This window comes from Sphingomonas turrisvirgatae, from assembly GCF_001721295.1.
Lineage (GTDB): Bacteria > Pseudomonadota > Alphaproteobacteria > Sphingomonadales > Sphingomonadaceae > Sphingomonas > Sphingomonas turrisvirgatae.
On the sequence record NZ_MDDS01000015.1, the window covers coordinates 54587 to 68282 of the forward strand.

Below are 13696 nucleotides of genomic sequence, written 5' to 3' on the forward strand. Positions count from 1 at the left end.
TGAACCGTTGAAGAAGCACGCCGCTCAAGGGTGAGACAGGCTGAGATTGGTGTAACAACCGAACGATTGTAACACATAGAAAGGAATTACTTGGCTCTTGGCTGATTTAACAATGTAAAAGGCCTCAGTGCATTATTGGGACATAGATTCACGGTAGGCTGGACGTGATCCTGTCTTCAATGGAACGAATGCCCGCTTCTCCTGTTGATTTTGAAAATCATGCGAAGGACACATGCCTTGCCTTTTCGGACTGCCCGCTCGTTCCCTGCCAAGTTAGCAGGGACGCTGCTCCTAAGCTGTGTTTCTGCCGCGACGCCGTTGATTGCGCAGGAGCCGCCTGCGACGGAACAGGCCAGCGTGCCACCAACCGAAGACGCGTCCTTGACCGCCGAAGAGGCCTTGGTGCTCGACGGGAAAGCCTATGCCGAGCGTTTCGGCGTCTCGCTCGAAGAAGCAATGCGGCGCGTGACGATCATGGCAGGTACGAGCGAGCAAATCGAGGCTATTCAACAGGAGTTCAATCAAGAGCTGTCCGGCGCTTACTTCGACAATAGTAACAACTTCGGGCTGGTCCTTCGTCTCACGGGTGCCGAAGCGCGGCAGCAGCGAAGGCTGGAGCGTCGCGCGATCAAGCGTGATGCCCGGCAAGAGCGTCGAGATGCAAGAAGGTCTGAGCGACAAGCCGCGAGGGCGGTTGATCGTCAGGGCCGGCGCATCACAGACGCAGAACTTGCTCAGGCTGAGCAGGTTATCGGCTCCGATGTGTCGACGACTGTCAGATTCGTGCCAAATGCCCGCTCGACCCGAAGGGCGGCCCTTAGGGCGATCGAGCGTAATGGTCGGCAAATCAAGGAATTGCTGCCGGCAAGTCAGTCAACCGGATATGATGAGAAGACTGGAGAGATCGTTGTTGCGGTCGTCGGCACCGAAAACTCCGTTGCAGAAGCAACTCGAAGCCAGCTCGCCACCCTGCTGGGGGTGCCAACAAGGGTGGAGTATCTAGCGAAACCCGTCGGGCCGACCGCGGCACGCGGTGGGACAGCGCTTCAGAACGCAAGCGGAGGTGCGCGGTGCACGGCTGGCTTTATCGGGTATGATTCAAGCAATCGCCCGGGCATTATAACGGCCGGTCATTGTGAGAAGCTGGCGCCAGGCACGTTCACGTATGTCGATACCGACGGCAAGCGCTACAATCTGATCACCGACACGTCTTCGGTCGTCTACGATTCCAAGCGCGATTTCCTCTTCCTGAGATTTCCAACTGGCCTGACCGGGCTGCCGCAGTTCATCGGGAATAAGGGTGAGAGTCCGCGGTCGTTGACGGGCCGTCGAACCCTTGCATCTACCGAAGCCAAGATTACGGATGGCACGCCCCAAGGGAGCTGGATCTGCTTTTACGGCGTGACCTCGAGCCCGACCTACGGTCAGGGATGTGGTGAAGTATACTGGAAATACATCGACTATACCCATCCGACGGCCTCGCCGGGGACCGGTCCCAGCTACTACGCCACGATCATCGGACCAACGACGGGACTTCGCTGCGGACCCGGAGATAGCGGCGGCCCCGTGTTTGCTTGGCAGACAGCGTTCGGCGTCGTCACTGCTTGTAGCGAAAATTCCTACAACGCCGGCAAGGATTCGGTTTTGTACTACTCCAGCACTGACGCCGCATACGCGGCAGGCTACCGGCTTGCCTACTAGGAAGAAGCTATGAGAACTGTATTGGCGGCTGTCGTTTTGCTTTCATCGGCATGCTCATCAGGCAGCGATGGCACTTCTGCGCCCAATCGTGCTGCAGTGGCGACTGAGTCAGATCCAGGCATACATGGCAAAGGAGCGTCCGAGACAGTCATGCTGCTTCAATACGACCAGCAGCCAACCGCCAACGGCGGGCCGCCATCCGCCGGGCCAATGGCGCGAGTTGAGGGCATTTTGGAAGCAAACGGCAGCTGCATCCGGCTTCGGATGCAAACCGAAGCCGTCCCCTTGGTCTTCGAAAAGGGGACGGCTGTATCTGCCAACGCGAACGGCATCCGTCTGACAAATGGTGAAGTCGTCCCCTTCGGCGCTAAAGTCGAGCTAGCTGGTTCTCGGGTTAACGATCGACAGGGCACGTATCCGATGGACGGGGTTGCGGAGGCGTGCAGCACCCGTGATGCTATTCTCGTAACTGCTGGCACTCTTCGTCGCTTGACCAATTAGCCGCAGGCCACCTCTTGGGCGCGCAGCGCTACGACAAAACGGTAAGTCCGGTAGGTTCGGCTGCAAACCCACCACCGCGCAGCGAGCGAAGTCGATACTGTGTGCCTTTGACTCCGAGATTGCCGAAGACGGCTGTCGCCATGAAGGTGATTGCGTCGCCGAGGTGTTCGACCTTCACGGTATACAGGACCGCCTGTTCGCGCGTTGCAGCATTTCGAGGCACTGTATCCATCGAGCATTCCGAGGCCGGCAGCACTGGCAATCCGATGCTCGGCGCGAGGAGTTTGATTACGAAGGCAGGAGCGTCGCGCATTCCGTTGTCTTGTGCACCCTGAAATCCCAAGCAAACCGCCTTCGCTTCGGTGAGCGGTGCCCCCTGGGCCAAGGCTTGACCGAACATTGCGATCAACTGCCGGTCGCTGATCCCCTCGCCACTGCCAGATCCGACAAGTGCAAGTCGATCCCCTGCGGGTAACTGGGCGTCCACAGCGATAGGCGGCGGCAGCAGACGAAGCGACGCGGTCCTCCCGTCCTTGAAGCCAATCTTCAGAGTCCGACCATCGCGCACCCAAGTTTGGGCAGTCATCATCCGGTTCCAAAAACGATTACCAAGCTCGCTGGAAGCGTCGTCAAGGCATCGCATCGCGGTAAAAATGGGCAACGGCACAGTGTTGACGTTTGGAGAGATGGCGAAACGGCCCTGATGCCATCGCATAGGGCTCCCGCCCTCGTTGCACGCTGCCGTGCCGCCGATCGAGCCATCGCGTCCGAACGATATGGTCGCTGCTGCGGGCTTCGTCGTCGGCACCTGCGCGCCGTCAAGCGCAACAAGTTCCCAGTTCGTCTTGGCGATGGTTTCGTCGACGGGCTTTGTGCCTGTATCCTTGGCTCGATTGTCCGAGCAGCCCGGCGGGATCCCCAGCACGGCAAGTGCCACCGTTAGTATTCTGAGCGAACTTGCATGGTCTCGAAAGGCCATCATGTTAGTCCCGTCTTTATGGCTTTTTCACCCGCGCGTCGATGCTCGGCGACAATGCGCGATACGGTTGGCTCGCTGACATCGTAAAGCCGCGCCATCTCGGCGCCCGACTTCCGCCCCGAGATCACCGAGTCCGCAATCTCACGGCGCTTCTTGGCGTCGAGCTTGCGGCGGCGCCCGCCGATACGGCCCTCGATCCGCGCCTGCGCGAGCCCCGCCGATGTCCGCTCGCGGATCATCGCACGCTCGAACTCGGCGAAGCTGCTGACCATCTGCATCATCATGCGACCCGCCGGCGTGGTCGTGTCGATGCTTTCGGTCAGCGATCGGAACCCCGCACCCGCGTCCTCGATCTTCTCCATCAGGTGCAGCAGGTCTTTCAGGCTCCGGGAAAGACGGTCGAGCTTCCACACGACGACGACGTCGCCGTCGCGCAGCTGGCCGACGAGTTCCTGAAGCTTGGGCCGATCCCAGCGTCCGCCGCTTGCGGTCTCCTCAAACGTGCGCCGACAACCCGCCGCCTTGAGCGCGCGCGCCTGCGCGGCGTTCGACTGGTCGTCGCCCTTCGACACCCGGGCATAGCCGATCAGATACGGCTCGGCGCTCAAACATCCTCCTTTCGCAAACGAACGTTTACATGGCCGATCGCCGGCTCACGCAAAACCGCGACGTTGCGTCTTGCAATATCCTCTTTCAAAACGGACGCCAATGGCAAGTAGTTTTTGAGAGGTTCAGCAATGCCTGCGCGCATACCGATGACCGAACGGCAGCGTAGCGCACTGCTCGCCTTGCCCGAGACCGAGGACGAGGTGGTCCGGCACCACAACTTCGACGCCGACGACCTTGCCGCCATCGCCGAAGCGCGGACGCCGGAGACCCGGCTCGGCTATGCGCTCCAGCTCGCGTGCCTCCGCTACCCGGGACGGCATCTGCGGAGGGGCGAGCGGCTACCGGCCATCATGCTCGACCATGTAGCCGAGCAGGTCGGCGTCGATGCCGCCGCGATCACGTCCTTCGCACGGCGGATGAGCGCTTCCTTCCGCGTCGTCTCCGGCCTGTCCCCCTCCCCGATGACGTGGTGCAACGCGAGGTCGATCGTATCGAGCAGATCGAGGTGATGCGCCTCTGGCGCTCCCCGCGCCAGGTTGTCGCCGAGGAGATCGAAGACGCCGGCTTGCGGCAAGTGCTGGACAGCCTTGCCATCGCTATCGAGAAGCAAGAGTCTCAAAAAAATGGTCAACCACTCCTAGATTCATATGATCTGAGAACGAATGGAGTTGGCCTAGTCGGCCAACACCCTAACGCCTGATGGCGAGTACAGTCCTAACCGACCGGACCGCACAAACCACAAACGGCAAGACCAAGCGGCAAGGTTGGACGCGCCGCTTCGCGTCGCGATGCTCCCGAAGGGAGCAAGCGTTTACCGTCGCGCTGAAATTGCCGCCTTTGTGCCCGGTGCAGCCGTTTTGGGTGCGTCATCGCGACCGTAGCGCCATGCTGAGCACCAACTTGCGATTGAAAACGCAGCCCACCTGGTAACTAATGCGCGATTCAGCGGTTAATGGACCGTCAGCATCTTGCTGCTAGGTGGTCGGCATGCCCCAAGCGACACTTCAGGCCTGGCTTTCACTCTATGCCGCGGTCGGCGTCATGGTGGCGCTGTGCGCTGTCCTCGCGATGATAAAGACCGCCTACGATTATCGTCTGGGAACTAGGGTCAGGACCCATTGATGTGAGGACGACGATCTGATTCAGGCTCCGTGAGGAGACTGGTGATGAGCGACCTGTTTTGGCTGACCGACGAGCAGATGGATCGGCTGCGTCCGTTCTTTCCCAAGAGCCACGGCAAGCCGCGCGTCGATGACCGCAGGGTGTTAAGCGGCATCGTGTTCGTCAACCGCAACGGGCTGCGCTGGCGCGATGCGCCAGCCGCCTACGGCCCGCCCAAGACGCTCTATAACCGGTGGAAGCGCTGGGGAGAGGCAGGCGTGTTCACGCGAATGATGGAAGGCTTGGCAACGGCGGATGCTGAGCCGAAGACAGTGATGATCGACGCGACCTACCTCAAGGCGCACCGCACGGCATCAAGCCTGCGAGTAAAAAAGATCCCATGGGCGCGGGCTGGCGCCGGTTGAGGCAGACTGACCTTCCCGCTTTGTCGTGAAGGAGGTCGCCCGTGTCCATTCCGTCCCATGCCGCCGTCAGCACGCAGCTGAACGCCATCTTCGTGTCGCTTGAGCTGAGCCGTTCCACCTGGCTGGTGACGTCGCTGTCGCCAGGACGCGGCGAGCGCATCTCGCGGCATCAGGTGAAGGGAAGCGACGTGCCGGCACTCCTGGAGCGGTTCGCGCAGTTGCAGGCGAAGGCGCGGGAACGGACAGGCGAGCAGTATCCGTTGGTCGTCATCCAGGAGGCGGGGCTGGACGGCTTCTGGATACACCGCTGCCTTGTGCGCGAGGGTATCGAGAGCCACGTCGTCGACGCCGCCTCGATCGCGGCCTCGCGGCGCAGCCGGCGCGCGAAAACGGACAAGCTGGACGGGGAGGCGCTGGTCCGCACGTTACTCGCCTACAAGCGCGGCGAGCCGCGGGTCTGCGCGATGGTGACGGTGCCGAGCGCGGAGGACGAGGACCGCCGGCGCGTCTGCCGCGAGCGGCGCTCGCTGGTAGTCGAGCGCATCCGGCACATCAACCGGGTCAAGGGCCTGCTGTTCGCACAAGGGGTTGGCGACTACGAGCCGCTACGCACCAACCGGCGGGCGCGGTTGGAAGAGCTTGTCACCGGCGACGGGCGGCCGCTGCCCTGTCATGTGAAGCGCGAGATCGAGCGCGAACTGGACCGGCTGGAGCTGGTCATGCGCCAGATCAAGGAGGTCGAGCGCGAACGCGACGCCATGCTGGAGGCGGCGACGGACGAGGCAGCCGAGCCGGCCAGCGCCCACCTGCTCCAGCTCCGCGGCATCGGACCCGAGTTCGCCGGCGTGCTGCACGCCGAAGCCTTCTTCCGCAGCTTCAGCAACCGGCGGCAGGTCGCCTGCTATGCGGGCCTCGCGCCATCGCCGTGGCAGAGTGGCAGCATGGACCGCGAGCAGGGCGTGTCCAAGGCCGGCAACAAGCGGTTGCGCGTGACCATGATCCAGGTCGCCTGGTTGTGGCTGCGGCATCAGCCGGAGTCCGAGCTGACCCGCTGGTACGCGGAGCGGGTGCAGGCGAACGGCGGTCGCGTGCGGCGCGTGATGATCGTGGCGCTCGCCCGCAAGCTGCTGATCGCGCTGTGGCAGTTCAGCTCGGCCGGCGTCGTGCCCAAGGGCGCGCTGCTGAAGGCGGCCTGAGCGAGCTACCCTATACGAGTTCCCGCAGGGCATCGCCCCTGCCGGATCCAGGTGGACGGACCGTCGGCCCCTCTTGGCTTCACTCGCCGACAAAAAGGTTGGTCCCGTCTCCTGAGCCAGACCCGACGCAAGCGGGATTGTGGTGCGGCCGCGCACGAGCGGCGACCGGATGTGAGGTTAGAGCGGACCGGTCAGCGGGACGCTTGTTGCAACAGGCTCAGACCAGTGATCCGAGAATCGAGGAGGACGACCATGGCCTGACGCTCTGACCATCCCTGACGATTGATCTGGATTGGCGACGACAAAGCGATAAGCTGGCGTCATGTACGCCGCACGAGCCAAGCGCACCTATCCTTCGATCTGGCGGGTGATTCTGGCTTTTGTGGTGGTCCCGGGCGCAGCCGCCTTGTTGATGGCTATTGTTATGCCAGCATACGAGGGCATCACTGATCCGCTTGAACGGATCTGGCGGAGCGCTGTGGCATTTGCCGTGTTTGGCGCTTACCCTCCAGCTTTCATCATCGGGCTCCCGGCGTTCTTCATGTTACGCCGACACGTCGATGCGACGATCATCAACTGCGCTGCAACTGGTGCAGTGGTCGCCGCTCTTCCCTGGCTCGTGCTCGCGCTGCTCAGTCGACCGGACAATGCGAGCATTGGTGGACGATCAACCGTCATCAACGGATCTTTGACCGCTTATGGATGGCTGATGAACTTCTATTACGTCGGCCAGATTGCCCTTCTAGGCACTATTGCAGGCGCGCTGTTTTGGTTCATTGCTGCGGCTGGCAGCCGAGCCGGCAAGGTAGAACAGATATGATTGTGCGGAAGGAAAGAGGCTGAACGGTCTACCGCACAGCCTATTGACCTGAGAACTCCCATGTGAGGGGGCCTTGCCCGTCTGATTGGTCGCACCAAAGGCGGCATGAACACCAAGCTCCATGCCATCGCAGATGCGAACGGCCGCCCGTTGAGCTTCTTCATGACGGCGGGTCAGGTCAGCGACTACACCGGCGCGGCAGCGCTGCTCGACGACATGCCCAAGGCGCAATGGCTGCTCGGCGACCGCGGCTACGACGCCGACTGGTTCAGAGATGCGCTCCAGGCAAAGGGCATCCAGCCGTGCATCCCGGGCCGGCGGTCCCGCAACGAGCCTGTCAGGTATGACAAGCGCCGCTACCGGCGTCGCAGCCGCATAGAGATCATGTTCGGCCGCCTCAAAGACTGGCGACGCGTCGCAACCCGCTACGATCGCTGCCCAACCGTCTTCTTCTCCGCCATCGCCCTCGCTGCCACCGTCATCTTCTGGCTGTGATCAACGAGTCCTGACCCTAGGAAACTCCCAACTGCGACCGTCCTCGATAAGGTACTCGTTGCACCCCGGTTGTGGATACGTTGGCAGATCAACTATCTGCTCGGCGCGCCGGCGATCCTCGGAATTGCGATCTATTACGCGCACTACCTCGGGTTCGATACTCTTGTAGATGTGTAAGCGAGTAACTGGACCCCCCTGCCCCGGAATTCCTGTCGACCCACTGCCAAACCGGCGGTCTGAATCGATGCTGTCCTGAACGATCCGGTGCTCCACCCTCGAGTGATCGCTGCGACATAGTCCATCGTCTCGCGAAACGGCGGAATACGGCGCATCGATCGAACGCGTCCTGGACCTGCATTGTACGCGGCCAAGGCTAGATCGACCCGCTTGAACTCATCCAGATGCGCGCGGAGGTATCTGGCCCCTCCCCTCAGGTTCGACAACGGATCTCTCGAATTGAAAACCCCAAGTCCACGCGCTGTACCGGGCATCAATTGGGTAAGGCCAACGGCGCCCTTCGGTGATACGATCAATGGGTCATAGCGGCTTTCCTGGGCCACCAGTGCATCGAAAAGCCCGACTGGCACACCAGCTTCGCACGCCACGGCCTGGATCAAGGGGTAATATTGAGCCCGCCGAGCTTCGAGCCAGCCTGGAAAATCGCCGCGTGGACGGTAGGGTGTGATTGAGCAAGCCTGTGGGGTGTAGAGATAACTTGCCATATCGGACATCGCTGCCCGGCCAGCTCCCCCCGAAACCTGGCCAGTCTGCATCCAAAGGGGCACCGATATATGCGACGTGCTTATTGCCTCCTCTTGGGGTTCCATTACGGGGCTGCCGAATGATCTGAAGTCATTGCCTAAAACGGCTTCCATGCTTGGTACTGGCGGCGTTCCGTCTGTTGGCATACCCCGCATTCTCGGGCCCACATCGATGACGGCTTCAACTGCCTGCCCATCAAATGTCATTACCTCGGCCTGCTTAGCTGCCGATGTTTGCGCCCATAGCAGTGCCATAACACTACCCACTACGCATAAGCTCGAGTTCGATCGCGTGTTCATCGATCATTGAACATCATGTTTCGATCAACCGCACAACGTGGAAAAAAATTCCACTATCTCCCAGTGCTTGATCCAGACTAGGTCAGGCAAACCCCCTGTGGGTAGCAGCTAGCTCACAGATATCTGCTGGTTGGGTATCAGCTAGCTATCACATAGGTAGCGGTTGCCAAACTGCTAGAGAGCGGCTAGCTATCCAGTCGTTCGAACTATCACAGGATCGGTCATGGCTGCTGTCGTAGCATTCGTCTCACAAAAAGGCGGTGTAGGAAAAAGCACCTTGGCAAGAGCCCTTGCTCGCGAGGCGGCGGCAGGCGAACTGCGGGTTAAAATCGCCGATCTCGATACTCAACAGGGCACTTCGGTCGATTGGCACCGAGCACGCCTTGGCATCTCCATCGAGCCGATTGTGTCGGTTGAGGCATTCAAAACCGCGTCTCAGGCCCTGGCCGCTGCAGACGGCTTCGATCTGCTTATCATCGACGGCCCCGCTCGGACCAGCAAAGCTACACTTGAAATTGCACGGTCATCGTCACTCGTGGTTCAACCCACCGGCGCATCCTTGGACGATCTCAGGCCTGCCGTCCGCGAATACCATGCCCTTGTTAAGGAGGGTATCCCGACTGGACGGCTCGTTTTTGCGCTCAACCGCATTGGAACTTCGGCTGAAGAAAATGACGCGCGGGCGTATTTGACCGAAGCGGGGTATAATGTCCTCGACGGTTCGATCGTGGAACGACCAGCATACCGGCAAGCGCAGAACCAAGGCCTGTCAATTACCGAAACCAAATTCTCCGGCCTTAACCAGCGTGCTGATACTCTGATCCAATCCCTAATCGACAAAGTAGCGGGGTGAATGATGGCCGATATCTCGAAGCTAAAGAAGGCTACTCGTTTGGGTTCACCCCCACCAATCAGTGAGGCGAGCCAGAATTTGGATGCACCCGAAGTAGCCCCCGCCCCTCCGGCTGCACCGCTGATAACCGCAACCCGCATTGATGCCCGCAGTTCGCGCAAGACTAACCGCACTCAACAATTTGCGACTAGGGTCACACCCGAATGGGACAATCGAATCCGCGAAATAGCTCAACGTGAGGGTCTGCTTCTTACAGAAGTGCTCGAGAAGGCACTCGACGCTTATGAGAATCTGCTAGCTCAAAGGTAGCTAGCCGCTAGATACCAGCCATCTCAACGCTAGATAGCGGAGGTCTAACTGCTAACACGGGGATCTTCCGCTAGCTGCTAGCCAGCAGCTACTGAGTCACCTAGGAAGGGAGAGAAGGGGGTCAGAGGCAGCGAGAAAGGATCGGTCATGCCCCTCGTTGCGCTAAAACCCACCCAGACCATCGTGGACATCGTCGGCGCCCTCGGCGGCACCTGGCACGGCTACAACGCCATGTGCCGTTGCCCGGCCCACGCCGACAGCGATCCCAGCCTCTCGATCCGGCAGGGCCATGACGGCATCCTCGTTCACTGCTTCGCCGGCTGCACCGCCGAGGACGTGCTCCGCGAGATCGCGCGCATCAGACCCGGACGCACCTACGACCCACCCGCTGAACAGCGCACCGGCAGACCCGCCAACATCGAACGGCTGTGGAACGAGGGGTTGCCGATCGCCGGAACGCCCGCGGAAGCCTATCTCCGCTTTCGCGGCATCACCGGCGCCTTCGACGACCTGAGCTACCACCCGCGCTGTCCGTGGGGACCGAAACCGCATACCCGGTTCCTCCCGGCGCTGCTGATCGCGGCGCGGGAGGGGCGCACGCTGCGCTCGATTCAGCGCATCTTCCTCGACCTCGCGCATGGCGGCTATCTCGACAAGGCGACGCTCGGCACGCCGGGAGGTGCGACCTGGCAGGGCATGCGCGTCACCGACACATTGGCGCTTGGTGAGGGGTTCGAGACCTCGGCCGCCTTCACCCAGATCCACGGCATCCCGTGCTGGGCGACGCTCGGCGCGGCGCGGCTCGACCGTGTCCACATCCCCGATAGCGTCACCACGCTGATCTTCGCCGAGGACAATGACTTCGAGGGCCGACGCGCACGACGCAAGGCGTGGGCCGCCTATCGGCCGCGCGGGCTGACGCTGAAGCGGATGCCGCCACCCTCACGTTATGGCGACTGGGCCGACGTCGTGAAACCCGGAGCCTGAGAGGGAAGGGGGGTCGGGGTCGTGAGCTGCACGAGCAGCCACAGACCCGGAGACCCCCATGACCGACCTGTTCGACCCTGCGCCCGCGCGCGCCGACCATGCCACCGCTGCCGCCCGCCTGCTGCTCCCCGCGATCGCCGGCGACGCGAAGATCACCCGAGCGATGCTCAACGACGCGATGATCCGCGCCTATGGCGGCACCGACGCCGATGGTCACTGGACCCAGCGCGAGAGCTTCGAGGTGCTGGAGCATGCGACCGCGCTGGCGGTATGCGCAGCAGGCACCACGCCGGCGGTCGATGCCGCGATCGGGCTTATGGCGCGCCTTCCTACCCAGACCGTGCGCAGCGAGGAGCAGATCGACTGGCAGCAATTCTCGACCCCGTTCGATCTCGCCACGATCACGGTCATGCTCGCGAACGCACGCGCGGATGACATCGTACTCGAACCGAGCGCCGGCAACGGTCTCCTGGTAGCGGGCCTCCCGCCGATCGCGGCGCTCCAGCTCAACGAGATCGATCCCGCGCGCCGCGAGCGGCTGTCGGCCACCTTCCCGAAAGCCAGCGTTACCGGCCACGACGGCGCGCAGATCGCCAGCGTCATGGCATCCGCGGAGCGCCCCAGCCTCATCCTGATGAACCCGCCCTTCTCGCGCTCGCTCGGCCGCGGTGCCGACGCGCTCGCTGCGGTCCGCCACCTGCAGGCGGCGATCAAGCGTGTGCGGCCTGGCGGGCGCGTCGTCGCGATCATGCCCGACTGGTTCTTCAACTCCGCGCGCATGGGCACGATCTGGTCGACGACGCTGGCGAGCGTCGCGCTGCGCACCTCGATCCGGCTGACCCATGCCTATGGCAAGCACGGCACCGGAGTCGCGGTGCGACTCTATGTCATCGACAAGACGGTGGGTGATACCACGACGGTCACGCTCCAGCGCGGCGCCGTAAGCGACCTGGTCGAGGCGCTGGTCATCCCGCCCCGGCAGGATCTGATCCCGGAGGCCGCCACTCCGGCGCCGGTCAAGCGGGGCGGGGGGCTGTCCCTCCTGCGCAGCGTGAGATCGAAGCCCGCTGCCACCCCGCGCATCTTCCGCGCTCTCGCCAGGAACGAGGTTCTCCCGGTCGGCTACCAGGTACTCGAGACGCCGGCGCCACTCGCCGAGCAGTCCGGCGTCTATCTGCCCTATCGGCCGAGCCGTATCGTGTTCGACGCTGCCGGCGAGCATCCGACCGCGCTGGTGGAATCGATCGCGATGGGCTCGATCCCCGCGCCGATCCCCGTCCATGTTCCGTCGCTGCCCGAACGCACCGTCACCGAACGCCTCCTGTCCTCCTCGCAGCTCGAGACCGTCGTTTACGCCGGCCATGCCTGGACCCAGTATATCCCGGGCCTGAGCAAGCCAGACAAGGAGGGCGTGGGGCTGGTGCTCTCCGACGACGGACGCGCGTACCGCAAGGGCTATTTCCTGGGCGACGGCACCGGGGCAGGGAAGGGGCGGCAGGTCGCGGCCGTCATCCTCGACAACTGGCTGGCGGGTCGTCGCAAGAACATCTGGATCAGCAAGAACGAGGCGCTCCATGCCGACGCGATCCGCGACTGGACCGCGCTCGGCGGTCTCGCGGCCGATGTGCAGCCGCTCTCGCGCTGGAAGATCGACGAGCCCGTCACGATGGACGAGGGCGTCCTGTTCGTGACCTATCCGACGCTGCGCTCCAACCGCGGCGACGCCACCCGGCTCGATCAAATCATCGCCTGGGCCGGTGCCGACTTCGACGGCGTCATCGCGTTCGACGAGGCGCATGAGATGGGCGGCGTCGCGGGTGGCGAAGGGTCGATGGGCACCAAGAAGGGCTCGCAGCAGGGCATCGCCGGCGTTCTCCTGCAGAACCACCTGCCCGACGCCCGCGTGCTCTACGCCTCGGCGACCGGCGCGTCGGAGGTGAACAACCTCGCCTATGCCGTGCGGCTCGGCCTGTGGGGGCCGGAGACCGCCTTCGCCAACCGCGAGGCGTTCATCACCCAGATCCGGCAGGGCGGGATCGCGGCGATGGAACTGGTCGCGCGCGATCTCAAGGCGACCGGCCTCTACACCGCGCGCGCGCTGAGCTTCGCCGGGGTCGAATATGACATCCTCCGCCACGAGCTGACGCCTGAACAGATCGCGGTGTACGACACCTATGCCGATGCCTGGGCGATCATCCATCGCGGCCTTGAAAAGGCGCTCGAACTCACCGGCGTCGTCGACGGCAACGAGGGCAAGACGCTCAACTCGGGCGCGAAGGCCGCGGCGCGCTCGCGGTTCGAAAGCTGCAAGCAGCGGTTCTTCGGGGCGCTCCTCCTGTCAGCGAAGCTCCCGACCGTCATCGCGGCGATCGAACAGCATCTGGCGGCCGATCAGTCGGTCGTGCTGCAGCTGGTCAGCACCGCCGAGGCGATCCTCGACCGCCGCCTGGGCGAACTGTCGCCCGACGAGCGCGCCGACCTCGACATCGATCTCTCCCCGCGCGAGTATATGTTATCCGGAGATCCGGATAAGACATATTCTTTGCAGTCGAGATTTATGTCGAGCGGTTCGCGTGCAGGCGCAGATTTGCGAGATGAGGACATCGATTCTACTCCAGATAATTAAGGTGACCCCAGACCCAACAAGCTGGAGGATCTA

The 13696-nt window shown here is 62.5% G+C and carries 11 protein-coding genes and 2 pseudogenes; 10 read left to right on the forward strand and 3 right to left on the reverse strand.

Translation table 11 applies throughout. From position 1 onward, the window contains the following. Positions 1 to 357: 357 nt before the first annotated feature. Both BFL28_RS07330 and BFL28_RS21085 read left to right on the forward strand, forming a co-directional pair. The gene (locus tag BFL28_RS07330) at positions 358 to 1701 is read left to right on the forward strand and encodes a S1 family peptidase (protein ID WP_173655699.1); all 1344 of its coding nucleotides are present in this window, start codon (positions 358 to 360) and stop codon (positions 1699 to 1701) included. Positions 1702 to 1851: 150 nt separating this feature from the next. After that, positions 1852 to 2202, forward strand: coding sequence for a hypothetical protein (locus BFL28_RS21085; RefSeq protein WP_173655700.1), 351 nt, complete (start codon positions 1852 to 1854; stop codon positions 2200 to 2202). A 28-nt stretch (positions 2203 to 2230) separates the two neighbouring features. Here the strand turns inward: BFL28_RS21085 and BFL28_RS07335 are convergent, their stop codons facing one another. Then, entirely contained in the window at positions 2231 to 3139 is a 909-nt protein-coding gene (locus BFL28_RS07335; protein ID WP_069319937.1) for an META domain-containing protein, read from the reverse strand. 41 nt (positions 3140 to 3180) lie between these two features. Further along, positions 3181 to 3789: a recombinase family protein gene (locus BFL28_RS07340; protein ID WP_069319938.1), complete on the reverse strand. Its 609-nt coding sequence runs from the start codon at positions 3787 to 3789 to the stop codon at positions 3181 to 3183. A gap of 129 nt (positions 3790 to 3918) precedes the next feature. Between BFL28_RS07340 and BFL28_RS20095 the strand changes: the two genes are divergently transcribed. The 5 genes and pseudogenes from BFL28_RS20095 to BFL28_RS07365 all read left to right on the forward strand — a co-directional run. Continuing rightward, positions 3919 to 4299 carry a DUF4158 domain-containing protein gene (locus tag BFL28_RS20095; RefSeq protein ID WP_241527257.1) on the forward strand — a complete coding sequence of 127 codons (381 nt, stop codon included), beginning with the start codon at positions 3919 to 3921 and terminating at the stop codon, positions 4297 to 4299. A gap of 657 nt (positions 4300 to 4956) precedes the next feature. Beyond that, positions 4957 to 5286, forward strand: a pseudogene (locus BFL28_RS07350) (transposase); the annotation flags it as partial. Between the two features lie 71 nt (positions 5287 to 5357). Then, a complete protein-coding gene (locus tag BFL28_RS07355; RefSeq protein WP_069319940.1) occupies positions 5358 to 6512 on the forward strand; it encodes an IS110 family RNA-guided transposase in 1155 nt (384 codons plus the stop codon). Between the two features lie 322 nt (positions 6513 to 6834). Next, a complete protein-coding gene (locus BFL28_RS07360; protein ID WP_069319941.1) occupies positions 6835 to 7332 on the forward strand; it encodes a hypothetical protein in 498 nt (165 codons plus the stop codon). A 66-nt stretch (positions 7333 to 7398) separates the two neighbouring features. Then, a pseudogene (locus tag BFL28_RS07365) lies at positions 7399 to 7827 on the forward strand (IS5 family transposase); the annotation flags it as partial. 143 nt (positions 7828 to 7970) lie between these two features. Here BFL28_RS07365 and BFL28_RS21780 read toward each other — a convergent pair. Further along, a complete protein-coding gene (locus BFL28_RS21780; RefSeq protein WP_171007652.1) occupies positions 7971 to 8888 on the reverse strand; it encodes a lytic transglycosylase domain-containing protein in 918 nt (305 codons plus the stop codon). A gap of 223 nt (positions 8889 to 9111) precedes the next feature. On the opposite strand from BFL28_RS21780, the gene BFL28_RS07370 reads away from it, so the two are divergent. The 3 genes from BFL28_RS07370 to BFL28_RS07380 all read left to right on the forward strand — a co-directional run bounded on the left by BFL28_RS07370 (position 9112) and on the right by BFL28_RS07380 (position 13663). Continuing rightward, the gene (locus BFL28_RS07370) at positions 9112 to 9741 is read left to right on the forward strand and encodes a ParA family protein (protein ID WP_029623217.1); all 630 of its coding nucleotides are present in this window, start codon (positions 9112 to 9114) and stop codon (positions 9739 to 9741) included. Between the two features lie 456 nt (positions 9742 to 10197). Further along, positions 10198 to 11037, forward strand: coding sequence for a DUF7146 domain-containing protein (locus BFL28_RS07375; protein ID WP_010408880.1), 840 nt, complete (start codon positions 10198 to 10200; stop codon positions 11035 to 11037). 58 nt (positions 11038 to 11095) lie between these two features. After that, on the forward strand, positions 11096 to 13663 hold the full coding sequence (locus tag BFL28_RS07380; protein ID WP_338152245.1) for a strawberry notch-like NTP hydrolase domain-containing protein: 2568 nt from the start codon (positions 11096 to 11098) through the stop codon (positions 13661 to 13663). Positions 13664 to 13696: the final 33 nt, after the last annotated feature.

Coding starts and splice junctions, on each gene's coding strand:
- BFL28_RS21085 (WP_173655700.1), top strand. CDS start 1,852: ATGCTGCTTCAATACGACCAGCAGCCAACCGCCAACGGCGGGCCGCCA.
- BFL28_RS20095 (WP_241527257.1), top strand. CDS start 3,919: ATGCCTGCGCGCATACCGATGACCGAACGGCAGCGTAGCGCACTGCTC.
- BFL28_RS07360 (WP_069319941.1), top strand. CDS start 6,835: ATGTACGCCGCACGAGCCAAGCGCACCTATCCTTCGATCTGGCGGGTG.
- BFL28_RS21780 (WP_171007652.1), bottom strand. CDS start 8,888: ATGAACACGCGATCGAACTCGAGCTTATGCGTAGTGGGTAGTGTTATG.
- BFL28_RS07370 (WP_029623217.1), top strand. CDS start 9,112: ATGGCTGCTGTCGTAGCATTCGTCTCACAAAAAGGCGGTGTAGGAAAA.
- BFL28_RS07375 (WP_010408880.1), top strand. CDS start 10,198: ATGCCCCTCGTTGCGCTAAAACCCACCCAGACCATCGTGGACATCGTC.
- BFL28_RS07380 (WP_338152245.1), top strand. CDS start 11,096: ATGACCGACCTGTTCGACCCTGCGCCCGCGCGCGCCGACCATGCCACC.